The sequence below is a fragment of the Croceicoccus sp. Ery15 genome (assembly GCF_020985305.1).
Classification (GTDB): Bacteria; Pseudomonadota; Alphaproteobacteria; order Sphingomonadales; family Sphingomonadaceae; genus Croceicoccus.
Genome location: NZ_CP087588.1, coordinates 2,102,996 through 2,124,904, shown reverse-complemented (window position 1 = coordinate 2,124,904; position 21,909 = coordinate 2,102,996). Strand labels below are relative to the sequence as shown.

Genomic DNA, 21,909 nt, shown 5'->3' with positions numbered 1-21,909 from the left:
GCACGATACGCCTGCGCCGCGCGGTTGGGAATGGCGCGAATCAGGCGGGTAGCGGCTCGGCAGGTGCAAGCGCCCTGATGGCGAAGGCATGGACCCGCTGGCCGGGAATATCGCCCAGCGCGGCCAGCACCATGCGCTGGCGCTGCAAGCGGCCCACACCGTCAAAAGCGGCGGCACGGATCAGGACCGAGAAATGCGATTCCCCGCTGCCATCGTCGCCCGCATGGCCCGAATGCATCGCGCTGTCGTTCGAAACGATCAGCGTTTCGGGAGTAAAGGCATCGGTCAAAAGCTGGCGGATCTCGCCTTCGATCGGTCCGGTTTCGGGCATGGATTGGCTTTCGTGTCGGCTTCGGGGGCTTCCATTTGGGTGCTCGCGCCCTCATCTCAAGGGCGATGAAGCAAGACAGGTTCCACGGGCGATTCGAGAATAAGGGGCGCGGCTGCGATGCGCCGGGTTGCGAAGAGGCAGGCGAATTCCGCGCGCCGGGTTCGCGCCCGTCGGGATTCGACGGGCCGGGCGAGTGGCGCTGGTTCTGTCTCGATCACGTGCGCGCGTTCAATGCGGGCTATGATTTTTTCGACGGGATGAGCGCGGACGAGATACTCGACGCCCAATCGCCCGCCTATGGCTGGGCGGCAGGGGGATCGCGCGGTCGCAGCGCCTTTTCCGCCACCGCCGGCATCGACGGCATGCCGCGCTGGGCCGATTTCGACGATCCGCTCGATGCGATCTCCGCCCGCGCGCGCAATATCAAAAGCCGGGCGCGGCAGGATTGGGAGCGGGCCGAAAAAGCGCGCGGTTCGGGCTTGTCGGGTGCCGACCGCGAAGCCATGGATGTGCTGGGCCTGTCATACGATGCCGACCGGCCGGCGCTGCGCCGCCGCTATTCCGAACTGGTGCGCCGCTATCACCCGGACCGCAATGGCGGCGACCGCAGCCATGAACAGCGGCTGCAGGGCGTGGTCGATGCCTATCAGCATTTGCGCAAGGCGCGTCATTTCGCCTAGCTGCGGGCGCTCTCGGCCTCGCAAATGGCGGCAAGCTGGTCGGCGCAGGCGCGCCAGCCGTCCTCGAACCCCATATCGCGGTGGCTCTCCATCGCTTCCGCGCTCCAGTGCCGCGCGCTGGCGGTATAGGCCGTGCCCGCCCCGTCGGGCGCGATTTCCCAGCAACCGATCATGAACGGGTCCGCCGGAACGAAGCCGCCCGTTGCAGGATCGATCCGCAGCGCATCGGTGGTGGTAAAGCGCACGCCATCGACCCATTCAAGCATCACGCCTTCCTGTGGCATTTCCTCGCCATCGGGGCCGTGCATCACCATCGCACTGCGCCCACCAGCGCGGCGTTCCTGCGCGATCATGGTGATCGACCACGGCTTGGGGCACCACCACTCCTCCTGCCGGTCGGCCATCACCGCCCAGACGGTTTCGGGCGGCGCGGCGATGTGGCGGGTGATTGTCAGCTCGTGCATGGCGTATCTCCGTCTGTCTGCGACGACCTCGGGCCCCCGTTAACCGCGCCGGGCAGACTCGATCGCGGCAATGTCGATCTTGCCCATAGTCATCATCGCTTCCATCACGCGTTTCGCGGCGGCGGGGTCGGGGTCGGCCATGCCGCGGGTCAGTGCGCGGGGCGTAATCTGCCAGCTGTATCCCCACCGGTCCTTGCACCAGCCGCAGGCACTTTCCTGCCCGCCAAAGCCGGTGATCGCAGTCCACAGCCGGTCGGTCTCCTCCTGCGTGTCGGTGTGGACCTGCAGCGAGAAACTTTCATTGGGTCGAAAGGCAGGCCCGCCATTCAGCAGCAGGAACGACAGGCCGCAGATTTTCAGCGTGACCACCAGCACATCGCCCTCCTTGCCGCCCGGGAAATCGGCAGACGCGCGCTGGATGCTGCCCATCGCGCTGTCGGGGAAGGTGGCGGCATAGAAATGCGCGGCGGCCTCTGCCTCGCCATCGAACCAGAGGCACACGGTCGCGCTGGCGCTGGCCGGATCGTGGGCGATGTCAGCCATTCTGCTTCTCCGCGATGGCGGCATTGTCCTTTGCCTTGGCTGCGCGATAGGCGTCGCGGGCGCGCAGCCGTTCGGCATAGGCGGCAAAGGCGGGGCGGTCGGGCAATGTGCCGAATGCCAGCCCCCAGTCGACAGCGGAACCGACATAGACATCGGCCATGGTGAAACGCGTGCCGCAGACGTAATCATGCGTTGCCAGCCAGTCTTCCAGCGTGGCGACCGTCAGGTCATAGCTGCCGAAACCGACCATGCCGGCGCGGCCATCGGGCACATCCCAACCCATGCTTTTGGCGATGACGGCTTGTTCCAGCGGTCCCGCTGCAAAGAACATCCAGCGAAAGTAGTCGCCGCTTTCTTCCTCGCGCGGCAGCAGGCCTTTGTCGGGGGCGATTACGGCCAGATAATGGCAGATCGCGGGCGCTTCGGTCACGGCGATGTCGCGGGACGGCGTGTGGTGGACGATGGTCGGGATCTTGCCCATCGGGTTGGCGGCCAGCAAAGTTTCGGGCTTGGCGTCCCACTCCACCGGCACGATGTCGAAATCGATCCCCGCCTCGTGCAGGGCCCAATGGGCGATCTGGCCCCGACTCATCGGATTATGGAAGAAACTGATGTCGGCCATGGGTCAGTCCTTCTTCGGTGCGACAAGACCGAAGATCGTGCCTTCGGGGTCGAGCGCGATGACGATCATTTCATCGCCCGGCACTTCCATCGGCCCGAAAACCACGGTCCCGCCATTGGCTTCGACCGCGGCCTTGCCAGCCTCGATATCGGCAATGCGGAAATAGAAGGCGATTATATACTTTGCAAACACACCGCTTGATGCTATAAGGATTGCATCAACGGAGTTATTGAAATGTCTGCTCTTTCCCGCCCCGAGTTCCACAGCGAAGATGCGGCCTTTGCCCATCTAGAGCGGATCATCTGGGCCGGAGAGCCGGTGTGCCCGCACTGTGGCGGCACCGATCGCATCACGAGCGTAAAGGCCAACCCGGCCAAGCGCATCCGTCACGGCCTCCACCGCTGCGGCGACTGCAAAAAGCAGTTCACGGTGAAGATCGGCACGGTGTTTGAGCATATGCGCTTGCCGCTCCATAAGGCGTTGCAGGCCGTCTACCTCGTCACGAGCAGCAAGAAGGGTATCAGCGCCCACCAACTGCACCGGACGCTGGAAATCACCTACAAGAGCGCGTGGTTTCTCCTGCACCGCATTCGTGAAGCGATGCGTGATGGCGACACGACCCTGATGGGCGGCAATGGCGGCACGGTCGAAGTGGACGAGACGTTCATTGGTCGCAAGAAGGGCATGGAGAAGCGCCGCGCCTTTCACCACAAGATGAAGGTTCTGGCGCTGGTGGATCGTGAAACCGGCAAGGCCCGCACGATGGTCATCGACGACGTTCGCGCTGAAACTCTGATGCCGCTGGTGATTGCCAACGTGGAACGCGAAGCGCGTATCATGACGGACGAGCACAGCGGCTATCGTGACGCTGGCAAGTTTTTCGCGGCCCACGGCACTACCAGCCATGGTCGCGGCGAATACGTGAACCTTGAGGATCGCAGCATCCACAGCAACACGGTCGAAGGCTATTTCAGCATCTTCAAGCGCGGCATGAAGGGTATCTACCATCACTGCGGAGAGCAGCATCTGCACCGCTATCTGGCCGAATACGAGTTCCGTTATAACAACCGTGCGAAGCTGGGCTTCAACGATACTGATCGTGCTGGGAGTGCCCTTCGGGGCATCGTCGGCAAGCGCCTCACTTATGGGGGGCCTGTTGCGGCGAATTGAATCGGAAACGAGTCAGGCTGATGAGGTTCAGCTTGAGTTACCCTTGCCTATTGCTACGATGAAATCGCAGGACTGAACCGTTCTTTAGCGGCCGGTGTAGGCCCTGCTTCTCTAGGGCGATCCTTTGGGATCGCCCTTACCTTATCACCCCCATCGGATCCGACAGGCTCGCCTCTTTGGCTACGACATCAGCGATAAGGTCGAAGCATTCATGATATCCGTAGGCATTCTTCGAAGCGAGCGGTTGCTCCTTCCGGAGAAGCGCATAGGCTACAAAATCAGCCATTTGCACGAAATATGAGCGAGACGAATCCTTGAACACTGGGTCTTCCAGAATACGGTCCAGTTTCAAATTGCGAAGTTCGGTGACGCCAGGCGCTACATAGACGGGAACCGGATTGAATGCCCCCATGCGCCGCAGCAGACGGGTAATCTCCGCTTCCTTGCCTTCGTCGAACATCAAAACCGCGTGACTATCCCATGCCTGCATCGTTTTGTTTATTCGAGTGAGAAGGCGCTCCATAGTCCAGTCTAGATTAATCGAGCGGCAGGCGTTGAAAACCTTGACGCCTTCCATCCCGTTTAAGAGGGTAAGGGCCTCGCGGAAAATTCTGGATCGCCTGTGTTTCCCGACAATTTCTGGGCCAAGCCTTCCACGGCCAGCACAAAAGCTGGTGGCGTGGAACTCCTTGGTGATAAGTATCCCGTCACTCGCTTTGAGTTTTCTGCGCCAAGCTTTAATTTCTTCAAAGCAAGCACCCCAACGGTTCGCTGGAATGGCTACCGCAGAATAGATTTGCCGAGGCTTTTCGTAAGAATCATCAATATAGACGAGATGCATATGTCAGAAGCAACGAAATCAGACGGAAAGAGTCAATCCGACAAATTCAAAGAACTCGCCCGCGAACTCGAATGCGACGAGAACGAGGCTCATTGGGATAAGCAGCTAGAGAAGGTTTCGAAGCGCAAGCCGGATCATTCTGACAGTGAGTGATTTGGGCTGGGGGCTGCTTGGGGCCGCTGCAACGGTTGTGCTCACTTGGTTTGCATATCAAGCGATCAAGAGCGGCGAGGCCACTTTTGAATATTTTGTCGATAGTTCACGGACCAACAATCCGATTCTATTCTGGTTCGATGTTGTCACTACGGCAATTTTAGCGATTATCGCCGCCGCTGTGACAATCACCCTCTGTTTGCAAAATATATAATCACCAAATAGAAGCGCCAGCCTGCGGGGCTGTCGGGCGTTTTCATCATGGCCGCGCCGATCATGCTCTCACCCGTTTTCAGGAACACGTAATCGCCCATTTCCGGGCCCATCGGCATGCGTTAGTCGGTGTCGAAACGCAGGATATCGCGGTAAAAGCCCAGCGTCGGTTCGATTTCGGGAGTGATCAGCTCGTTCCAGCCGCACAGGCCGGTATCCGCGCCGGTTTCTCCGAAAACCCTGCTTTCCATGTCGGAAAAACCGCGCATCACATAGAACGGATTGCCTTGCGGATCGGCGACGAAGGCCATGCGGCCCACATGCTCCAGATCGAAGGCGGGCATCAGCACGCTGCCGCCCCGTGCGGTGATGGCGGCGACGCTCGCATCGACATCCTCAACCGCGAAATAGACCGCCCACATCGGCCTTGCCCCGCCCGCCAGCATGTCGTCGGTGAGGGCCAGCGCACCGCCCATGGCGTCGTAATCGCCCGCGCCATGTTTGATAAAGCGATAGCCCGGCGCGTTATCCATGCCCGTATCGGCGAAAGTCCAGCCCACGACGGCGGCATAGAACGGCTCGGTGACAGAAAGGTCGCGGCACATCAGCTCGTACCAGACCGGCTCTCCATGGCGGTTGCCCATTTGCTCTCTCCCGCTTCGGATCGGGGTTTCAGCGACCCCGTTCGAGAATAGGGGTAAAGCAGCCCCAGATCATGCGCTTTCCGTCGAACGGCATATCGCCCATTTCGGCCATGATCGGATCGCCTTCCATCGCCTTTTCGGCGGCTTCGGCCGTTTCGCGGTCGGGCCAGATTACCCATGAGAAGACGATCTTTTCACCCTCCACCGCAGCGACGGCACGGCGGAAATCGGTCTGCTTGCCGTCCTCCACCCGCTCTTCCCATGCCTCGACCACTTCGGTCGCGCCGTGTTCCATCAGCCAGCTGTCGAACCGGTCGGCAACCGCGAGATAGGCGCCCTTCTTCTCAGCGGGTACGGGAATCACAAAGCCCTGAATATACATCACGCTTTCTCCCTCTTCGGTGCGAACCGGTCGTCGAAACCGGCCATCTGGTCGGCCAGTGCGCGTTGGAATGCAGGTCGCGCCGTGCCGCGTTCGACATAGGCGGTCAGTGTCGGGTGATTACCAAGCGCGTCCAGCGGCGCGCTCGACCGCAGGACCGAAACCATGGCGATGTCCGCGATAGAGAAATCGCCCCCCAGCCAGTCGCGGTGGGCCAAGGCCTCTCCCAACGCCTTGTGTCGCTTGTGCAGGTTCTTTTGCACCTCGGGGCGGCGCAGCCTTGCCCATTCCTTGTCGGAATTGAACACCTCTATCGCCGTCAATTCGAACTGCACCGGCTCCACGCTGTTATAGGCGGAGAACAGCCACGACAGCACATCGGCCCGCGCCTGACCTGCCGCGGGCAGCAGCCGGCCCGTCTTTTCCGCCAGATGCAGCAGGATCGCGCCGCTTTCGAACAGATGGATTTCGCCATCGCGCAGGACGGGCACCTGGCCGAACGGCTGCTCGCTACGCCAGTCGGCAGGCTTGTCCATCACGCTGATAAGCCGCTGGCGATAGGGAAGGCCGACCTCTTCGCAGAACCAGCGTGCGCGCAGATCGCGAACGAAACCGGCGGCAAAGGGCGGCACCCAGTTATAGCCGGTGATCTCGATATCGGCGTCGGGCGTGACGGGCATGCAGGCTCCTCTATCCGCTGTTTTCGGGCCTGCGCACGAATCGCCGCAGCGCCCTCTGCTTGCGAGTCGTGCGGTCATGAGTTACAAAAAGCAACCATGAAGTTTCAAAATGAAAGTAATGCGCGGCAGGCCGAACCCGTTACAGCTACGGCCCCTTCGGCACATGGCCGCTGGTATGCTGATGCCTGCGCTGCCAGCTTTGCGTTCGAACTGATCGGCGAACGCTGGTCGATGCATGTCATGCGCGAACTGATGCTGGGCGCGCGCCGTTTTTCCGATATTCGCGCCGCATTGCCCGGAATCAGTGCCAAGGTGCTGACAGAGCGTCTGACGCGGCTGGAGGAACTGGGCGTGCTGATCCGCCGGAAACTGCCGCCGCCCGCCGCCAGCCAGGTCTATAAGCTGACCGAATGGGGCTATATGGCAGAGTCCTTCATGCAGGAACTGGGCCGCTGGTCGGTCCGTTCGCCTTTGCACGATCCGACCCTGCCGCTGACGTCGGTGTCGGCGATGCTGTCGCTGCGCACCATGTTCGATCCGGCAAAAGCGGCGGGGCTGGCGGCGCGGATCGGGTTCGATTTTGGAGCCGATCGTTTCATCGCCGAACTGGCCCATGGCAAGCTGGCCATACGCCGCGCCGAGGATTTGGCAGGGGTCGATGCGCTTTTCCGCGCGCCTGCCGCAGGCGCGATCCTGCCGCTATTCTATGGCAAGCGCGATCCCGATGAAGTGGCCGCCACGACCGGCCTGTCGATCCATGGCGACCGCGACGCCGCGCTGCGCTTTGCCGCCGTTTTCTCCCTGCCGCCCAAGATCGCGCCGCCTGACGATACCGCAATGCGATAAACGCGGTTGCAGCAAGCCCCTTGCCCGCCAGCATCGGCGCGTATAACCCGTGCCCGCGATGAACGAACTGATCCAGAACACCAACAGCCACGAAACCCTGCTGCAGGCCCCCGATATCGAGCTTGACGTCCGCGAGACGTTCGGGATCGACATCGATATGAAAGTGCCTGCCTTTTCCCGTGCGGATGAACGGGTGCCCGACACGGACGACGCTTATGTCTTCGATCCGGACACAACTCTGGCGATTCTTGCGGGCTTTGCCTTTAACCGCCGCGTGATGGTCCAGGGCTATCACGGCACGGGTAAATCGACCCATATCGAACAGGTTGCGGCGCGGTTGAACTGGCCCTGCGTTCGTATCAATCTCGACGCGCATATCAGCCGTATCGACCTTGTCGGCCGCGATGCCATCGTTCTGCGTGACGGTCTGCAGGTGACCGAATTCCGCGAAGGCCTGCTGCCATGGGCGCTGCAGACGCCGACCGCACTGGTGTTCGACGAATATGATGCGGGCCGTCCTGACGTGATGTTCGTGATCCAGCGCGTGCTGGAAACCGCGGGCAAGCTGACGCTGCTGGACCAGAACCGCGTGATCCGGCCGAACCCGTATTTCCGCCTGTTCGCCACCGCCAACACGGTGGGGCTGGGCGATACCAGCGGGCTTTATCACGGTACGCAGGCGATCAACCAAGGCCAGATGGACCGCTGGAACATCGTCGTCGGGCTGAACTATCTGCCGGAGGATACCGAGGTGAACATCGTGTCCACCAAGGTGCCGAATACGCCAAAGGAAACGCTCGCCAAGATGGTGCGCACGGCCGATCTGACGCGGCAGGGCTTCATCAATGGCGACATCTCCACGGTGATGAGCCCGCGCACGGTGATCAGCTGGGCGCAGAACGCGGAAATCTTCGGCGATATCGGTTTCGCCTTCCGCCTCTCGTTCCTCAACAAATGTGACGAGACGGAGCGTATGCTGGTGGCCGAATATTACCAGCGCGTGTTCGGCGTGGATCTGCCCGAAAGCGTGGTCGGGCGCGCCTGAAACGCGTGCGTTCGGGCCAATCAACGGCCCATATGGCTCGATAAACGGCACTTGTGCAGCACGCGCAGGGGTTTAGCCTTGGGCGCGTGATGCCAATTTGCTTTCAACAAGCTGTCGACTACCGGCCACCGCTCATCGCCGCGAAAGATTGCGGCTGCTAGTTCGCCAGCGTGAAGAACCGCGATCTCCTCTCTCAGGCACGGGACCTTATCGCCAGTTCGCGCCGCCATCGCGGGGCGGAACCCGATTCGCTGGACGAGGAATTCTACAGGACCGAGGCAGATTACGACCTCGACGGACTGGACGGCGATGCCGTTCCGCCCGAACCGAGGGGGCGGTCGCTGGCCGGGCGCACGGCCAGGGGGTGCCTGTGGCTGCTCGTCCTTCCGTTCAGGCTGGCCTATCTGTTCATCAAATGGTTGGCGATCGGCGCGGCGGTGGCGGTGCTGGCGCTGGTCGGCTGGCTTGCGCTGACCAAGCCGGTGGAACGCACGCTGGAGCCGCATGGCGATCCCTATGTGCTGGTCAGCCAGAAGGGCGAACCGATTGCGCGGGGCGGCGATGTCGTGCTTGCGCCGGTAGAGGCGGAGTTGCTGCCCGATCACGTGGTGAACGCCTTTATCGCGACCGAGGATCGCCGGTTCTGGTCGCATTGGGGCATCGATCCGCGCGGCATGGCGCGCGCTTTCGTGTCGAACCTGTTTTCGGGCACGCGGCAGGGCGGTTCGACGATCACCATGCAGCTGGCCAAGGTGACCTATTTCACGCACGACCAGACCATGGGCCGCAAGCTGCTGGAAATACCGACGGCGCTGTGGCTGGAAGCATGGCTGACCAAGGACGAGATTCTCGAACGTTACCTGTCGAAGATTTATTTCGGCGACCGTTCCTATGGCATTCGCGCCGCATCCCTGCGCTATTTCGACAAGGCGCCCGAAGCGCTGACCCCGGCCGAAGCCATGGTGCTGGCAGGGCTGCCCAAGGCGCCGAGCAATTACGCGCCCAGCTTTCACCCCGAAGCGGCCAGGAAACGCGCGGCGGTTGTAAAGCAGGCCATGGTCGACGCAGGCTATCTGACCCCTGCCGAGGCGCGCGCCATCGGCCCCGCGCAGTTCCGCCTTACGCGTGAGCGCGATCTGCCGCGCTATGCCCATTTCACCAACTGGATCCGGCAAGAGGCGGCCAAGCAAGGCTATGACCCCGATGCGCGGATCATCCCCACGACGCTCGACGTCGATATCCAGCGCGCGGCGGAAGCGGCGGTGAAATCGGTGAATGTGGGCGATGCGCAAGTCGCCATCGTGGCCATGCGGCCCGATGGCGCGGTGCTGGCGATGGTGGGGTCCAAGGATTATAATTCGAACCAGTTCAACCATGCGCTGGCAGGGCGTCAGCCGGGGTCGACCTTCAAGATATTCGTCTGGCTCGCCGCGCTGGAATCGGGGATGACGCCGGAAACCGTCGTGGCCGATACGCCGCTGGCCGGTGGCCCGCGCAATTCGGGCGAGCATTACGAAGGCAATATCACGCTGGAACGCGCCTTTGCGAAATCGAGCAATGTGGCGGCAACGCGCCTTTATGAAGGGATCGGCGGCGATGCAGTCGTCGATCTGGCGCAGCGCTTCGGCATTTCGGCGCAGATGGACCCCAACGATACCTCGATCCCGCTGGGCACGGCGGATGTGTCGCTGCTGGAACTGACGGCGGCCTATGCGGGCGTGGCGCGGGGGGAATATCCGGTGGTGCCCTATGCGGTCGTCGATGCCGACGGGCAGTGGATCGACCATTCGGGCAAATACCGGCTGGACCCGCGGGTGCGCACCCAGATGGCCGATATGCTGCGCGCGGCAGTGAACGACGGCACGGGCAAGGCGGCGCGGCTGGGCATCCCGAATTTCGGCAAGACAGGCACCAGCCAGCAAAACCGCAATGCCGTATTCGTCGGCTGGGCCGGCGGCATCGTCGCGGGCGTGTGGGTCTATGCCGAGGCGGATGACAAGGACCGCACCGGCCTGTCGGGCGGCGACGCGCCTGCGCGCATCTGGAAGGCCTTTATGCAACGTGCCGTGCCCGGCGCCTGACCTGCAGACTTGCTAAGCTGCCCGCGCGTTACGGGTATAGTGCTTCCATGAAATACAGCCCCTGCGGCGGCGCATTGAACCCCAGTGCGGCGCGGCTTTTCGCGGCAAGTGCGTCGGCCATGTCCTGTTCGCTCCACCGCCCCATGCCGACCAGCGCAAGACAACCGACCATCGACCGCACCTGATGGTGGAGAAAGCTGCGCGCCGCAGCGTGGATCGCGATTTCCGCGCCCCACGGTCCTGCCACTACCTCTACGTCCAGCCGGTCGAGCGTTTTGACCGGACTGGCGGACTGGCAATGGGCCGAACGGAACGTGGTGAAATCATGCAGCCCCACCAGATGCTGTGCGGCGCGGTGCATGGCGGCGGCGTCCAGTTCCTGCGGCACTTGCCATGCGCGGTCCTTCATCAGTGCAAGCGGCGCGCGGCGGTTGATGATGCGATAAAGATAGCGCCGCCCCGTGCAGGAAAAGCGAGCATGCCATTCGTCGTCCACTTTCTCGCACGCGGTGATGGCGACGGGATCGGGGCGTAGTTTGGCGTTCATCCCCTCCATCAGGCGAAAGGGGGCGAAATCCTTGGCTATGTCGATATGGGCGCGCATCGCCACCGCATGGACGCCTGTGTCGGTGCGCCCTGCCGCATGCATACGCACATCCTCACCCGTGATGGCAAGCGCGGCTTCCTCGACCGCCTGTTGCACCGACGGGCCATCGGCCTGCCGTTGCAGGCCAAAAAAAGCGCTGCCGTCATATTCGATCGTAAGGGCGTAGCGGCTCACCGTATTTCGGTGCCCGCCGGTATCGATTTGCCGCGCAGCATGGCGGCGGTTTCCATCGCCGGCTTGCCCGCGCGCTGCACGATGGTGGGGCGCAGCGCGCTGAAGCCGCATGCAATGGTCAGCTCGTCGTCCAATGTCGTGCCCGCTACCCCTTCGCGTCCGATCACTTCGGCAGCCAGCACGCGGATACGTTCGCCCTCAAGCTCGAAAAACGCGCCGGGGCGAGGGGCGAATGCGCGGATCTGGCGTTCCAGCAGGGCCGCGTCATGGGTGAAATCCAGCCGCGCCTCGGCCTTGTCGATCTTGGCGGCATGGGTCGCGCCCAGCGCGGGCTGGGGCGTGGCGGTCCGGCGGGGCAGGTCGGCCAGCACCTCGACCATCAGCCGCGCGCCGATAACCGACAGCTCGTCGGTCAGCTCGCCCGCGGTCTTGTCCTCTATCCGCGTGGTGCGCGTGGCGATCATCGGGCCGGTATCCAGCCCCTTTTCCATCTGCATGATGGTCACCCCCGTCGTCAGGTCGCCTGCCAGTATCGCGCGCTGGATCGGTGCCGCCCCGCGCCATCGCGGCAGGATCGAGGCGTGGACGTTCAGGCATCCGTGCCCGGGTGCTTCCAGTACGGCGACGGGCAGCAACAGCCCATAGGCCGCCACCACCGCCACATCGGCTTCCAGCGCGGCAAAGGCATCCTTTTCCTCTTGCGGTTTCAGCGAGACGGGCGTGCGCACCTCTATCCCGTGCGCCTCTGCCGCAAGGTGGACGGGCGTTGGTTGCAGTTTCTTGCCGCGACCGGCGGGGCGGGGCGGCTGGGAATAGGCGCAGACGACATCGTGCCCCGCGTCGATCAGCGCTTCCAGCACCGGCACGGCGAAATCGGGCGTCCCCATGAAAATAATGCGCATAGACTTACGGCTTTCCGGAAAGAGCGGCAGTCCCTATCTGTCCCGATATGGCATCGCAAGAGATCGACGCATTGGCGGGCGCATTGGCGCGTCTTCCCGGACTTGGTCCCCGTTCCGCCCGGCGCGCAGTGCTATGGCTGGTAAAGCGCCGCGAATCGGATCTGCCGCGCTTGCTGGATGCGCTGGCCACGGTGCAGGAACTGCTGGTCGAATGCGACATCTGCGGCAATGTCGACACGAAGAACCCCTGCGGCATCTGCGCCGACCCGCGCCGCGACGCGCGTTCGCTGTGCGTGGTGGAGGAAGTGTCAGATCTGTGGGCGCTCGACCGGTCGAAGCTGTTTCCCGGACGCTATCACGTGCTGGGCGGCAGGCTGTCGGCCTTGGACGGCGTGGGGCCCGAGGATCTGGCCATCGGCACATTGCTGGCGCGGCTGGATGCGCGGGACGACGATGGCGGCGGTATCGAAGAGGTGGTGCTGGCCATGAACGCTACGCTGGAAGGGCAGACGACCGCCCATTACATTGCCGAACGGCTGGAAGACAGGCCCGTCCGTATCACCCAGCTCGCCCATGGCCTGCCCGTGGGGGGAGAGCTGGATTATCTGGACGAAGGCACGCTGGCACAGGCCCTGCGCGCGCGTCGTCCGGTGGGGTGACGGGCGGCATTTCACGAATCATTGCCGGAACCGGCTGCGCCCCCTAAATAGGGGCGATGGCTATCCGCGAAATTATTGAAGTGCCGAACCCGCTGCTGAAGCGCGTGTCGGACCCCGTTGAAAAGTTCGACGACGAGTTGAAGACGCTTGTCGAGGACATGTTCGAAACGATGTATGACGCCCCGGGCATCGGCCTTGCGGCGATACAGGTGGGCGTGCCGCTGCGCGTTCTGGTGATCGATCTGCAGCCCGACGACCCCGATGCGGAGCCCGAGACGTGCAATCACGGCGGGCACGAGCACACGCACCAGCCGACGAAAAAGGAACCGCGGGTTTTCATCAATCCCGAGATTCTCGACCCGTCGGAAGAGCTGAAAGTCTATCAGGAAGGCTGCCTCTCCGTCCCTGAAATCTTTGCCGAGGTCGACCGCCCCGCCACCTGCCGCGTGCGCTGGCAGGATCTTGAGGGCAAGACCCATGAAGAGGATATGGACGGGCTGATGGCCGTGTGCATCCAGCACGAGATGGATCATCTGAACGGTATCGTATTCATCGACCACCTCTCGCGTCTGAAGCGGAACATGGCGATGAAGAAGCTGCAGAAACTGCGCGCCGCGGCGTGATTTTCTTGGGCCCTCAAACGGCGGGCGGGGCGCATCCGCGCCCCTTGCCTTCCTCGCATAAGCTCGGGCGCGCAGTCGGCCTTGCGGGTATCGCTTCGCGCCCCGAGTTGATGTCCTTACGGATGTCACTTCGCGCTGCGAATTGATCTTTCGATAGCGGGGGACAAGGTCCGGTTCGGGGCTTGTTGCGCTTGAATACGTTGGTGTTCAGGCTATGTTCCGCGCATGGACATGCTTGCTTTTATTGTTGCTTTCGTCGCGCTGGTGCTGGGTACAGCGCTGGGCTGGTTCTTCGGATCGCGGCCCGTTGCCGACTGGCGCGCGCGTCATGCGGAACGGGACGCAGAGGCGAAGGCGCTGGACGAGAAATTCCGCAGCGCCATTGCCGAGCTTGCGACGATGAGCGAGCGGGCCGAGCGTGCGGCCGCGCTCGACGCCGATCTTCGTGCGGCGCGGCAGGAAGCTGACGGGCTGCGCGTGAAAATCGCCGAGGCTGCGCGTGACCGGCACAATCTTGCCGAGCGCGAGAAGCTGCTGGTCGAAGCGCGCGAGGCGTTGGGCAAGGAGTTCGAGGCGCTGGGCAACAAGGCGCTCGAAGGCGCGCAGGCCCGTTTCCTCGAACGCGCGAACGAGCGGTTCGAGGCGAGCGAGAAGGCCAATGCCGAAAAGATCCGCGCGCTGCTGTCGCCGGTGGGCGAACGGCTCGACACCTATCGCAAGCAGGTCGAAGAGCTTGAGGCGAAGCGCGTCGATGCGTTCGGCCAGCTGTCCGGCCTGATCGAAGGGATGCGCAAGGGGCAGGAAGACGTGCGGCGCGAAGCGGCGCGGCTGGGCAATTCGCTGCGCAACGCGCCCAAGGCGCGCGGCCGATGGGGTGAGCAGCAATTGAAGAATGTGCTCGAACATTGCGGCCTTGCCGAACATACCGATTTTCACCTCGAACATTCGATCGATACCGAAGACGGACGGCTGCGCCCCGATGCCATCGTCCGCATTCCGGGGCAGAAAATGCTGGTGATCGATGCCAAGGTGTCGCTGAACGCCTATCAGGCTGCGTTCGAGGCGGATAATGACGACGCGCGCGACACGGCTTTGGCGCAACATGCGGCATCCATGCGCACCCATGTGCAGCAATTGGGCGCAAAATCGTACCAAAGCCAGTTCGAGGAAGCGCCCGATTACGTCGTGATGTTCGTACCCGGAGAGCATTTCGTCGCCGCCGCGTTGGAAGCCGATCCGACCCTTTGGGACTTTGCATTTGCAAAAGGTGTGCTGCTGGCGACGCCGACGAACCTCGTGGCTATTGCACGGACCGTCGCACAGGTCTGGCGTCAGGACGGGCTTGCGAAAGAGGCGCAGGAGATCGGCCGGATGGGCGGTGAGCTGTATGACAGGCTAGCCGTCGCGGCCGAGCATATGAAGCGCGTCGGGTCCGGGCTTGAGACAGCAGTCAACAATTACAACAAGTTCGTCGGTTCGTTCGAGCGTAATGTGCTGTCGGCGGGTCGGCGGTTGAAGGATAAGCATATCGAAATCGGCAAGCGCGAGATCGAAGATGTGCCGCAGGTCGAGAGTTCTCCGCGTTACGGTCACAGCGATGTGCCTGTCTTGTCTCAGGCAGAGAATGCTGCAATGCCGCAGCCTCCGCATGAGAGCTGAAACGACTTACGGACCAATCCTCCCCATGAAATATTCGATTACCGGCCAGATGGCTGGCCTGTGCGCCCTTTCGCTGCTGCTGGCCGCTTGCGGCGACAGCCCTGCCGACGAAGCCCCCGTGACCGAAGCGGTCGCGCCGGTCGAGGAAGCGCCCACACTGGCCGATGCCGTCACCAATGCCGAGGGGCCGTTCGCGCCCAAGGACGATTGCGGCGCGCTTTACGGCTTTGACAGTTTCCGCGGCCAGTTGCGCCGTGCGATCACCTTCCAGAATGTCGACAGCCTTGCCGCACTGGCCGATCCGGCGATCAAGCTGGACTTTGGCGGCGGTGCGGGCGTGGACGAGCTGAAGAAGCGTCTGGCCGACGATCCCGAATTGTGGGGCGAAATGGGCGATGCGATCGCGCTGGGCTGTGCCGCGCAGGGCGATACGGCGGCGACCATGCCGTGGATTTTCGCAAGCCTGCCCGATGGGACCGACGGTCTTTCGACCTATCTCGTCACCGCGAACGACGCGCCGGTGCTTGCCTCTGCCGATGCCGAATCGGACAGCACGGGCACCATCGGCTGGGATCTGGTGAAGCTGGCGGGCGATGGGCCTGCTGCCGATTCCGAATTTATCGAGGTGAGCACGCTTGACGGTGCGACCAGCGGCTTCGTCGCGGAGGAAAGCCTGCGTCCGGTCAGTTCCTATCGCATCCTTGCCAATCGGGGCGACGATGGCTGGAAGGTCACGGCCTTTCTGACCGGCGACTGATTTCGGGGCGCCGGATGGGAGGTCCGTCCGGCGCCTCATATATTACCGAAGGCTGGCCAGCGCTTCATAGGCGAGCACGGCCCCCGCGATGGCGGCATTCAGGCTGTCGGCGCGCCCCAGCATCGGGATGGTAACGCGCAAATCGCACGCCATCTCGTACTCTTCGGGCAGGCCGCGCGATTCGTTGCCGACCAGCAGGAAACAGGGCGCGGCATAGGGCGCGCCGCGATAGTTGACCGCATCGCGCAAGGATGCCGCCACCAGCTGTCCGCCCGATCCGCCGCGCAGCCATGGCAGAAACTCTTCCCAGCGGGCCATGGCGAGCGGGACTGTAAAGATCGCGCCCATGCTGGCGCGCACGGCCTCCACCGAAAACGGATCGGCGCAGTCGTCGATCAGCACCAGTCCGCCCGCGCCGACCGCATCGGCCGTGCGCAGCATGGTGCCCAGATTGCCCGGATCGCGCAGGGCCTGCGCGGCCAGAAAGATCGGCGCGGCATTGCGGTCCAGCCGGTCGAGCGAAGTGTCGAACTCGGCGAAAACGCCGCAGACGGCCTGCGGATTATCCTTGCCGGTGATCTTCGCCAGCGCGGCCTCCGACATGGCCAGCACCTCGCCGTCGGCCTCCTCGACCGCCGCGATCAGCGCGTCGAGCAAGGGATGCGGATCGCGCCCCTCTGCCATGGCCAGCATGTGCGGCACGCGCCCGCTTTCGCGCGCATCGGTCAACAGGCGCAGCCCCTCGGCCAGAAACACGCCTTCGCGCCGCCGGTGCTTTTTATCGCGCAGGGAGCGGAGATATTTGACGGTGGGATTGGAAAGGCCGCTGATGGTCTTCATCGATTGGACTGCTTCATTGCCGGCTGCAAAGGGCGGGCGCCCTTATTCCTCGCCGAAACGCCCTTCGACCAGTGCGACCAGCACGTCCATGGCCTGCTGCGCAGCCTCGCCCGAAGTGCGGATCTCGATCTCGTCGCCCTTGGCCGCGCCCAGCATCATCAGGCCCAGAATCGATCCGCCCGCCGCCTCGTTACCTTCGCGTGCGACACGGACCGTGGTGCCTGCCGGCAATTCGGCCACAGCGCCGACGAATTTGGCACTGGCGCGTGCATGCAGGCCGCGACGGTTGGAAATCATCACTTTGCGGCAAAGCATATCCGGCGCATCTCCTTCTCGTGCGAAGCGGGCGCCGGAATCGCTCATGCGTCCTGACCCAGAAATTCGCTGGCGACGGTAATGTAATTGCGACCCGCATCGCGCGCGGCGACGACCGCGTCGGTCACGGTCATGTCGTTACGCGCACCGGCAAGGCGGATCAGCATGGGCAGGTTGATGCCTGCGATCACCTCTACCTTGCCCGTTTCCAGCAACGAGATGGCAAGGTTCGACGGGGTGCCGCCGAACAGGTCGGTCAGCACGATCACGCCCGATCCGTCATTCACCTCTGTAATGGCAGAGGCGATTTCGCTGCGACGCGCTTCCATATCGTCATTCGGGCCGATGCAGACCGGAACGATCCGGTCCTGCTTGCCCACCACATGTTCCATCGCAGCGACAAATTCCTGCGCCAGGTCACCATGGGTCACCAGGATGAGGCCAATCATGTCCGTCCTTCTAAACAGCCAAAGCTCACTATGGCCTCACCCAAACTGACGCCGCCCTTTTATGGCGTGCGCTTCATAATGCATCACTGCAATGGCGCAGCGGAATTTAGCAAACATCCGTTACCGCGCACGCGTCCCGCCTTCGACCAGATCACTTGCACCGGTGTCAAGGTTGCGATGCAGCACACCGGGATTGTGTCCCGTTTTGCGCAAGGCCTGTGCCATGGATTCCGCACTGAACACCGACCGGTGCTTCCCGCCGGTACAGCCAAAGGCGATATGCAGATAGGTCTTGCCCTGCGCTTCGTAGAGCGGGACCAGCGAGAGCACGAGATCGCGGATGCGGGCGAAATTGTCCTGCCATGCCGGATCGCCGGCGATATGGTCGGCCACCGGCGCGTCGCGGCCCGTCAACGGGCGCAGATCTTCCACCCAGTGCGGATTGTCGAGGAAACGCATGTCGAACACCAGATCGGCCAGCGGCGGCATGCCGCGCGCAAAGCCGAAACTGGACACGGTAATCGTCATGCCTTGCGGCGCGCTGGGGGCGAACAGTTCGCGGATCGTGCGGCCCAGGTCATTGGTCGAAAAACTGGTCGTATTGACCACCACATCGGCCCAGTTACGCAAAGGGGCCATCATTTCGCGTTCCGCTGCGATGCCCGCTGCAACCGGCCGGTCCCCCGCCATCGGGTGGCGGCGGCGTGTTTCGTTATAGCGACGCTCCAGTTCCTCTGATCCGCAATCGAGGAACAGTGTGGAAACGGCAATGTCGTCACGACGCGCCAGCGCATCCACTTCTGCGATCACGCGTTGCGGATCGAAACCGCGTGTCCGCGAATCGAAGCCGATGGCAAGGGGGTCGTTTTCGTTCGCGCTGCGATCATGGCCCGGTCCGGGCGCGGTCGAGACGAGGCGGGGGAGCAGGCGGACGGGGAAATTATCGACCGGTTCCCAGCCCAGATCCTCCAGCGCGCGCAAGGCAGTGGTCTTGCCTGCGCCCAGAAGGCCCGTGACCAGCAGGATGCGCGTCGGCTTCTTACTCTCGGCAAGATCGCTGTCGGGCGGGGTGGGCGATTCGGCAGTCATCGCAAATTGCTATCCCCGATTGCGCCCGAAAGCGGAAGCCCGTGTTCGCGCAATGCCCATTCCGTCCGCAGGGCGATCACCGGCGTATCGGGCCACAAGGTCAGCGATGGGATCGGCACGCCGCCGATCAGTTGCTGGGCAACCCCGTCGATATGGCGCGGCGCATCATGCGTCAGCGTGATGGCCAGCGCGATCGGCGCGGGGACGGCATGCATGGTGACGATGCCGACATTGCGGATTTCCACCATGCCCCGCGTTTTCGGATGGGGAAAAGCCCAGAGCGTGCCCGCCATGTCGGCCAGCAGCACACCGTCGTCGCCCACCAGCACCGCGCCCCTGTCGATCAGCGCAAGGGCAAGGCTGGTCTTGCCGCTGGCGGGCTCGCCCTCGATCAGGATCGCGCGGCTGCCGATGGCGACGACGGTGGCCTGATGGCTGGCTGCGTGTTCGGGTACGGCGATAAGGGTCATGATCGGGCACCGCTGTCCAGTGCGGGCAGGGTGATGACGAAGACCGCGCCGCTGGCTCCGTCCTCTCTGCCGCGTACGACCAATGTACCCTTGTGACCGGTGACGATCGACCGTGCGATGGCAAGGCCCAGCCCCGAGTGCTTGCCGAAACTTTCGGGTTCGGGCCGGTGCGAGTGAAAGCGCTCGAACACCGCCTCGCGCTGGTCCTCGGCAATGCCGGGGCCGTCGTCGGTGACGGTCACTTCGACCTTGTCGCCCAGATCGCGGAAGGCGATGGCGATGGTACCGCCATGGGGCGAAAAGCTGGCGGCATTATCGACCAGATTTTCCAGCACACGTTCCAGCTGCGCTTCGTCTCCACGCACCACGGTGGCACTGGTGGGTGCACTTTCGACATGAAACTGCAAGTCGCGTTCGGCGCTCAGCCGCGTGGCGGCAGTGCGTCCGCCCAGCACGTTGCGGGCCAGCGCCAGCAGGTCCACCGGTTCGAACGAGGCGCGCGACAATTCGGCGTCGAGGCGGCTTGCCTCGGCAATTTCGGTGATCAGCCGGTCGATGCGGCGCAGATCTGCCTGCGCGATTTCGGCAAGCTGGCGGCGCAGATCGGGATCTTCCACGGTTTCCAATGTGTCCAGTGCGCTGCGCAGCGAAGCGAGCGGATTCTTCAGCTCGTGGCTGACATCGGCGGCAAAGGCCTCGCCCGCGTCGATCCGGTCGCGCAGCGCCTGTGTCATGTCGGATAGCGATCGTGCAAGATTGCCGATCTCGTCCTGACGTTCGGGAAGGCGCGGGATCACCACCTCGCGCTCGCGCCCCGCGCTGACCCGGGTGGCCGCGCGCGACAGGGTGCGGACGGGCTGCACAATGGTGCGCGCAAGGAAGAGCGACAATTGCACCGAAAACAGCACCGCCAGGGTCAGCAGCACCAGCAGCAATTGTCGCGCGGCGCGGATCGCGGCGGTGATGTCGGTGGCATTGCGCATCGTCAGCAATGTTTCGCCCTGCGCGCCATAGGGGGCAGCCGCGGTGATGACAGGCGTGCGGTCGGGTGCGTGGCGCAGCATTACCGTGCCCGCGCGGGCCTGTTCGGCCACGAACACCTCGGGCCATTGCGATTTGTTGGTCGGCTCTTCGTCCTGTGTGGGATCATAGGGCGGGACGGGCGGCGCGAAGACCAGCGCGTCGACCACGCGGTCCATGGTGCGGGCCAGCGCGTGGGTCCAGTCCTGCTGTTCGGGGTCGGCGAAGGAGAATACCGGCTCGCCCACCACGAAACTGTCGGTCTGCAGCCGTCCAAGCGCGTCGAATGTGCGCAGGCGGAGCCGTTGCTGGTCACCGATGCGCGCCAAAAGCGCGGCATGTTCGCTGGCGGGCGCCTCTGCCAGCGCATTGGCGATGATCTCGACTTCTGAACGGGCAAGGCGCGAGCGTTCGGCAATCAGCTGCTTGCGATTGGTGTCGAGCACGAACAGCCCGCCCAGCACCAATCCGACGATCAGCAGGTTGACCGCCAGAATGCGCGTGGTGAGCGAGAAGCGCCGCGTCCAGAACAGCGGATCGGGGGCATCGCCGCCGCCCAATCTGTTGCCTTCAAGCTTGTCGCTGGCCACGCTCGACGCCGCCAAAGCGGCGGGCGCGTCGGTCGGCCCGCTGGCATCGTGATGGGGATCAGTCCCCCGCAAAGCTGTAGCCCGCGCCATAAAGCGTGGAAATGCCGGAAAACTCCCTGTCGGCCTGCCGGAACTTTCGACGCAGACGCTTGATATGGCTGTCGATCGTGCGGTCGTCGACAAACACATCGTCCTGATAGGCCGCATCCATCAGCTGGTTGCGCGTTTTCACTACGCCGGGCCGCTGGGCCAAAGCCTCAAGAATCAGGAATTCGGTGACGGTCAGCGAAACGGGATGCCCGTCCCATGTGACGCGGTGGCGTTCGGGCTCCATCGTCAGGCGGCCGCGCGTGATCAGTTCGGCGGGCGGCTGGCTGGTATCGCCCGACAGCCGGTTCATGACCAGCTCCTCGCGCCTAAGCAAGGCGCGGATGCGGGCGATCAGCAGGCGCTGACTGAACGGTTTGGCGATATAATCGTCGGCCCCCATGGCAAGGCCCAGCGCTTCGTCCTGCTCGTCGGTCTTGGAGGTAAGGAAAATGACCGGGAGCGACGATTTTTCGCGCAGGCGGCGCAGCAGTTCCAGCCCGTCCATGCGCGGCATCTTGATGTCGCACACCGCCAGATCGGGCGGGTTCTCGATCAGGGCTTCCAGCGCGGCGGACCCGTCGGAATAGACCCGCGTGTCGAACCCCTCGGCCTGCAGCGCGATCGACAGACCGGTCAGTATGTTCCGGTCGTCGTCCACCAGGGCGATTACATGCGCCATATCAAAACCTTTTTCTCGCGTTTGGTGTGTTCGCAACGCATCGCACGCCATATGTGTTTCGACTTAGCCAATTCGGACGCGCGCGCCAAATGGCCAATTCTTGCCCTGGCGCCAAGATATATCGGTCCTGGCCATATCGGTCGCAACTATGCCGCCCGCGGCAATATCGAGAGGCAGGGCGGGAATCCGTGTCCTTAATCCTTCGGGGACAGCTAGACCGAAAAAAGTCGCCCTTCGGATCAATTGCGGCAATTCGTGACAGGTCATAGCAGAGCGTTTGACTCTGAAGTG

General features: G+C 63.2%; 29 protein-coding genes. 11 read left to right on the top strand and 18 right to left on the bottom strand.

Annotated elements, in window-relative coordinates; translation table 11 throughout:
- Nucleotides 1-40: 40 nt before the first annotated feature.
- A complete protein-coding gene (locus LOZ77_RS10410) occupies nucleotides 41-331 on the bottom strand; it encodes a BolA family transcriptional regulator (RefSeq protein WP_230279101.1) in 291 nt (96 codons plus the stop codon).
- Between the two features lie 65 nt (nucleotides 332-396).
- On the opposite strand from LOZ77_RS10410, the gene LOZ77_RS10405 reads away from it, so the two are divergent.
- On the top strand, nucleotides 397-1,011 hold the full coding sequence (locus LOZ77_RS10405; RefSeq protein ID WP_230279100.1) for a J domain-containing protein: 615 nt from the start codon (nucleotides 397-399) through the stop codon (nucleotides 1,009-1,011).
- Here the strand turns inward: LOZ77_RS10405 and LOZ77_RS10400 are convergent.
- From LOZ77_RS10400 to LOZ77_RS10385, 4 genes are read right to left on the bottom strand one after another with little or no spacing between them, the layout of a single operon-like run.
- Entirely contained in the window at nucleotides 1,008-1,475 is a 468-nt protein-coding gene (locus tag LOZ77_RS10400) for an SRPBCC domain-containing protein (protein WP_230279099.1), read from the bottom strand. The genes LOZ77_RS10405 and LOZ77_RS10400 overlap by 4 nt on opposite strands.
- A gap of 39 nt (nucleotides 1,476-1,514) precedes the next feature.
- Nucleotides 1,515-2,018, bottom strand: a complete 504-nt coding sequence (locus tag LOZ77_RS10395; protein ID WP_230279098.1) for a VOC family protein — start codon at nucleotides 2,016-2,018, stop codon at nucleotides 1,515-1,517.
- Nucleotides 2,011-2,640, bottom strand: coding sequence for a glutathione S-transferase family protein (locus LOZ77_RS10390; RefSeq protein WP_230279097.1), 630 nt, complete (start codon nucleotides 2,638-2,640; stop codon nucleotides 2,011-2,013). Before LOZ77_RS10390 ends, LOZ77_RS10395 begins: the two co-directional genes overlap by 8 nt.
- Nucleotides 2,641-2,643: 3 nt before the next feature.
- A complete protein-coding gene (locus tag LOZ77_RS10385; RefSeq protein WP_230279096.1) occupies nucleotides 2,644-2,832 on the bottom strand; it encodes a VOC family protein in 189 nt (62 codons plus the stop codon).
- 42 nt (nucleotides 2,833-2,874) lie between these two features.
- Between LOZ77_RS10385 and LOZ77_RS10380 the strand changes: the two genes are divergently transcribed.
- On the top strand, nucleotides 2,875-3,810 hold the full coding sequence (locus LOZ77_RS10380; RefSeq protein ID WP_230279095.1) for an IS1595 family transposase: 936 nt from the start codon (nucleotides 2,875-2,877) through the stop codon (nucleotides 3,808-3,810).
- Nucleotides 3,811-3,946: 136 nt separating this feature from the next.
- Here the strand turns inward: LOZ77_RS10380 and LOZ77_RS10375 are convergent, their stop codons facing one another.
- Entirely contained in the window at nucleotides 3,947-4,651 is a 705-nt protein-coding gene (locus LOZ77_RS10375; RefSeq protein ID WP_230279094.1) for a DUF3800 domain-containing protein, read from the bottom strand.
- On the opposite strand from LOZ77_RS10375, the gene LOZ77_RS10370 reads away from it, so the two are divergent.
- The gene (locus tag LOZ77_RS10370) at nucleotides 4,646-4,804 is read left to right on the top strand and encodes a hypothetical protein (RefSeq protein WP_230279093.1); all 159 of its coding nucleotides are present in this window, start codon (nucleotides 4,646-4,648) and stop codon (nucleotides 4,802-4,804) included. The two genes, LOZ77_RS10375 and LOZ77_RS10370, sit on opposite strands and share 6 nt — an antisense overlap.
- Nucleotides 4,797-5,018 (top strand): hypothetical protein, encoded by a 222-nt coding sequence (locus LOZ77_RS10365; protein ID WP_230279092.1) that lies wholly within the window; start codon nucleotides 4,797-4,799, stop codon nucleotides 5,016-5,018. The genes LOZ77_RS10370 and LOZ77_RS10365 overlap by 8 nt, the downstream gene beginning before the upstream one ends.
- Before the next feature lie 121 nt (nucleotides 5,019-5,139).
- Here LOZ77_RS10365 and LOZ77_RS10360 read toward each other — a convergent pair whose 3' ends face one another.
- The 3 genes from LOZ77_RS10360 to LOZ77_RS10350 are packed head-to-tail and all read right to left on the bottom strand — an operon-like array spanning nucleotide 5,140 to nucleotide 6,723.
- On the bottom strand, nucleotides 5,140-5,661 hold the full coding sequence (locus LOZ77_RS10360) for a VOC family protein (protein WP_230279091.1): 522 nt from the start codon (nucleotides 5,659-5,661) through the stop codon (nucleotides 5,140-5,142).
- A 28-nt stretch (nucleotides 5,662-5,689) separates the two neighbouring features.
- The gene (locus LOZ77_RS10355; protein ID WP_230281845.1) at nucleotides 5,690-6,043 is read right to left on the bottom strand and encodes a DUF1428 domain-containing protein; all 354 of its coding nucleotides are present in this window, start codon (nucleotides 6,041-6,043) and stop codon (nucleotides 5,690-5,692) included.
- Complete coding sequence (locus LOZ77_RS10350) at nucleotides 6,043-6,723, bottom strand: glutathione S-transferase family protein (protein WP_230279090.1); 681 nt, start codon at nucleotides 6,721-6,723, stop codon at nucleotides 6,043-6,045. Before LOZ77_RS10350 ends, LOZ77_RS10355 begins: the two co-directional genes overlap by 1 nt.
- Before the next feature lie 96 nt (nucleotides 6,724-6,819).
- Between LOZ77_RS10350 and LOZ77_RS10345 the strand changes: the two genes are divergently transcribed.
- The 3 genes from LOZ77_RS10345 (at nucleotide 6,820) to LOZ77_RS10335 (ending at nucleotide 10,695) form a co-directional block, all read left to right on the top strand.
- On the top strand, nucleotides 6,820-7,569 hold the full coding sequence (locus tag LOZ77_RS10345; protein WP_230279089.1) for a winged helix-turn-helix transcriptional regulator: 750 nt from the start codon (nucleotides 6,820-6,822) through the stop codon (nucleotides 7,567-7,569).
- 58 nt (nucleotides 7,570-7,627) lie between these two features.
- Nucleotides 7,628-8,614, top strand: coding sequence for a cobaltochelatase subunit CobS (gene cobS / locus LOZ77_RS10340; RefSeq protein ID WP_230279088.1), 987 nt, complete (start codon nucleotides 7,628-7,630; stop codon nucleotides 8,612-8,614).
- Nucleotides 8,615-8,784: 170 nt separating this feature from the next.
- On the top strand, nucleotides 8,785-10,695 hold the full coding sequence (locus LOZ77_RS10335; protein WP_230279087.1) for a transglycosylase domain-containing protein: 1,911 nt from the start codon (nucleotides 8,785-8,787) through the stop codon (nucleotides 10,693-10,695).
- 28 nt (nucleotides 10,696-10,723) lie between these two features.
- Here the strand turns inward: LOZ77_RS10335 and truA are convergent, their stop codons facing one another.
- Both truA and fmt read right to left on the bottom strand, forming a co-directional pair.
- Nucleotides 10,724-11,476, bottom strand: coding sequence for a tRNA pseudouridine(38-40) synthase TruA (gene truA, locus LOZ77_RS10330; protein ID WP_230279086.1), 753 nt, complete (start codon nucleotides 11,474-11,476; stop codon nucleotides 10,724-10,726).
- Nucleotides 11,473-12,378, bottom strand: coding sequence for a methionyl-tRNA formyltransferase (gene fmt, locus LOZ77_RS10325; protein ID WP_230279085.1), 906 nt, complete (start codon nucleotides 12,376-12,378; stop codon nucleotides 11,473-11,475). The genes truA and fmt overlap by 4 nt, the downstream gene beginning before the upstream one ends.
- A 47-nt stretch (nucleotides 12,379-12,425) precedes the next feature.
- On the opposite strand from fmt, the gene recR reads away from it, so the two are divergent.
- From recR to LOZ77_RS10305, 4 genes are all read left to right on the top strand, one after another.
- A complete protein-coding gene (gene recR, locus LOZ77_RS10320) occupies nucleotides 12,426-13,037 on the top strand; it encodes a recombination mediator RecR (RefSeq protein ID WP_230279084.1) in 612 nt (203 codons plus the stop codon).
- 56 nt (nucleotides 13,038-13,093) lie between these two features.
- Nucleotides 13,094-13,660 carry a peptide deformylase gene (def, locus tag LOZ77_RS10315; RefSeq protein WP_230279083.1) on the top strand — a complete coding sequence of 189 codons (567 nt, stop codon included), beginning with the start codon at nucleotides 13,094-13,096 and terminating at the stop codon, nucleotides 13,658-13,660.
- Between the two features lie 231 nt (nucleotides 13,661-13,891).
- Complete coding sequence (gene rmuC / locus LOZ77_RS10310; protein ID WP_230281844.1) at nucleotides 13,892-15,319, top strand: DNA recombination protein RmuC; 1,428 nt, start codon at nucleotides 13,892-13,894, stop codon at nucleotides 15,317-15,319.
- Nucleotides 15,320-15,344: 25 nt separating this feature from the next.
- Complete coding sequence (locus tag LOZ77_RS10305) at nucleotides 15,345-16,076, top strand: hypothetical protein (RefSeq protein ID WP_230279082.1); 732 nt, start codon at nucleotides 15,345-15,347, stop codon at nucleotides 16,074-16,076.
- A gap of 42 nt (nucleotides 16,077-16,118) precedes the next feature.
- On the opposite strand, the gene LOZ77_RS10300 is transcribed toward LOZ77_RS10305, so the two are convergent.
- From LOZ77_RS10300 to LOZ77_RS10270, 7 genes are all read right to left on the bottom strand, one after another.
- A complete protein-coding gene (locus tag LOZ77_RS10300; protein WP_230279081.1) occupies nucleotides 16,119-16,916 on the bottom strand; it encodes an RNA methyltransferase in 798 nt (265 codons plus the stop codon).
- Nucleotides 16,917-16,958: 42 nt separating this feature from the next.
- A complete protein-coding gene (locus LOZ77_RS10295) occupies nucleotides 16,959-17,279 on the bottom strand; it encodes an HPr family phosphocarrier protein (RefSeq protein ID WP_370637999.1) in 321 nt (106 codons plus the stop codon).
- Nucleotides 17,276-17,680 (bottom strand): PTS sugar transporter subunit IIA, encoded by a 405-nt coding sequence (locus LOZ77_RS10290; protein ID WP_230279080.1) that lies wholly within the window; start codon nucleotides 17,678-17,680, stop codon nucleotides 17,276-17,278. Before LOZ77_RS10290 ends, LOZ77_RS10295 begins: the two co-directional genes overlap by 4 nt.
- A 120-nt stretch (nucleotides 17,681-17,800) precedes the next feature.
- A complete protein-coding gene (gene rapZ / locus LOZ77_RS10285; RefSeq protein WP_230279079.1) occupies nucleotides 17,801-18,769 on the bottom strand; it encodes an RNase adapter RapZ in 969 nt (322 codons plus the stop codon).
- Entirely contained in the window at nucleotides 18,766-19,239 is a 474-nt protein-coding gene (locus LOZ77_RS10280; protein ID WP_230279078.1) for an HPr kinase/phosphorylase, read from the bottom strand. The genes rapZ and LOZ77_RS10280 overlap by 4 nt, the downstream gene beginning before the upstream one ends.
- Nucleotides 19,236-20,939, bottom strand: a complete 1,704-nt coding sequence (locus LOZ77_RS10275) for an ATP-binding protein (protein ID WP_230279077.1) — start codon at nucleotides 20,937-20,939, stop codon at nucleotides 19,236-19,238. The genes LOZ77_RS10280 and LOZ77_RS10275 overlap by 4 nt, the downstream gene beginning before the upstream one ends.
- Nucleotides 20,908-21,618 carry a response regulator transcription factor gene (locus tag LOZ77_RS10270; RefSeq protein ID WP_230279076.1) on the bottom strand — a complete coding sequence of 237 codons (711 nt, stop codon included), beginning with the start codon at nucleotides 21,616-21,618 and terminating at the stop codon, nucleotides 20,908-20,910. The genes LOZ77_RS10275 and LOZ77_RS10270 overlap by 32 nt, the downstream gene beginning before the upstream one ends.
- Between the last annotated feature and the right edge of the window lie 291 nt (nucleotides 21,619-21,909).

Excerpts from the sequence above, each read along its gene's own strand:
- recR (WP_230279084.1), top strand. The coding sequence starts at position 12,426 with ATGGCATCGCAAGAGATCGACGCATTGGCGGGCGCATTGGCGCGTCTT.
- LOZ77_RS10400 (WP_230279099.1), bottom strand. The coding sequence starts at position 1,475 with ATGCACGAGCTGACAATCACCCGCCACATCGCCGCGCCGCCCGAAACC.
- rmuC (WP_230281844.1), top strand. The coding sequence starts at position 13,892 with ATGCTTGCTTTTATTGTTGCTTTCGTCGCGCTGGTGCTGGGTACAGCG.
- LOZ77_RS10280 (WP_230279078.1), bottom strand. The coding sequence starts at position 19,239 with ATGACCCTTATCGCCGTACCCGAACACGCAGCCAGCCATCAGGCCACC.
- cobS (WP_230279088.1), top strand. The coding sequence starts at position 7,628 with ATGAACGAACTGATCCAGAACACCAACAGCCACGAAACCCTGCTGCAG.
- rapZ (WP_230279079.1), bottom strand. The coding sequence starts at position 18,769 with ATGACTGCCGAATCGCCCACCCCGCCCGACAGCGATCTTGCCGAGAGT.
- LOZ77_RS10355 (WP_230281845.1), bottom strand. The coding sequence starts at position 6,043 with ATGTATATTCAGGGCTTTGTGATTCCCGTACCCGCTGAGAAGAAGGGC.
- LOZ77_RS10395 (WP_230279098.1), bottom strand. The coding sequence starts at position 2,018 with ATGGCTGACATCGCCCACGATCCGGCCAGCGCCAGCGCGACCGTGTGC.
- LOZ77_RS10275 (WP_230279077.1), bottom strand. The coding sequence starts at position 20,939 with ATGGCGCGGGCTACAGCTTTGCGGGGGACTGATCCCCATCACGATGCC.
- LOZ77_RS10350 (WP_230279090.1), bottom strand. The coding sequence starts at position 6,723 with ATGCCCGTCACGCCCGACGCCGATATCGAGATCACCGGCTATAACTGG.
- LOZ77_RS10295 (WP_370637999.1), bottom strand. The coding sequence starts at position 17,279 with ATGAGCGATTCCGGCGCCCGCTTCGCACGAGAAGGAGATGCGCCGGAT.
- LOZ77_RS10375 (WP_230279094.1), bottom strand. The coding sequence starts at position 4,651 with ATGCATCTCGTCTATATTGATGATTCTTACGAAAAGCCTCGGCAAATC.
- LOZ77_RS10290 (WP_230279080.1), bottom strand. The coding sequence starts at position 17,680 with ATGATTGGCCTCATCCTGGTGACCCATGGTGACCTGGCGCAGGAATTT.
- LOZ77_RS10345 (WP_230279089.1), top strand. The coding sequence starts at position 6,820 with ATGAAGTTTCAAAATGAAAGTAATGCGCGGCAGGCCGAACCCGTTACA.
- LOZ77_RS10390 (WP_230279097.1), bottom strand. The coding sequence starts at position 2,640 with ATGGCCGACATCAGTTTCTTCCATAATCCGATGAGTCGGGGCCAGATC.
- LOZ77_RS10370 (WP_230279093.1), top strand. The coding sequence starts at position 4,646 with ATGCATATGTCAGAAGCAACGAAATCAGACGGAAAGAGTCAATCCGAC.
- LOZ77_RS10300 (WP_230279081.1), bottom strand. The coding sequence starts at position 16,916 with ATGAAGACCATCAGCGGCCTTTCCAATCCCACCGTCAAATATCTCCGC.
- LOZ77_RS10380 (WP_230279095.1), top strand. The coding sequence starts at position 2,875 with ATGTCTGCTCTTTCCCGCCCCGAGTTCCACAGCGAAGATGCGGCCTTT.
- LOZ77_RS10405 (WP_230279100.1), top strand. The coding sequence starts at position 397 with ATGAAGCAAGACAGGTTCCACGGGCGATTCGAGAATAAGGGGCGCGGC.
- LOZ77_RS10305 (WP_230279082.1), top strand. The coding sequence starts at position 15,345 with ATGAAATATTCGATTACCGGCCAGATGGCTGGCCTGTGCGCCCTTTCG.
- def (WP_230279083.1), top strand. The coding sequence starts at position 13,094 with ATGGCTATCCGCGAAATTATTGAAGTGCCGAACCCGCTGCTGAAGCGC.
- LOZ77_RS10410 (WP_230279101.1), bottom strand. The coding sequence starts at position 331 with ATGCCCGAAACCGGACCGATCGAAGGCGAGATCCGCCAGCTTTTGACC.
- fmt (WP_230279085.1), bottom strand. The coding sequence starts at position 12,378 with ATGCGCATTATTTTCATGGGGACGCCCGATTTCGCCGTGCCGGTGCTG.
- LOZ77_RS10360 (WP_230279091.1), bottom strand. The coding sequence starts at position 5,661 with ATGGGCAACCGCCATGGAGAGCCGGTCTGGTACGAGCTGATGTGCCGC.
- LOZ77_RS10270 (WP_230279076.1), bottom strand. The coding sequence starts at position 21,618 with ATGGCGCATGTAATCGCCCTGGTGGACGACGACCGGAACATACTGACC.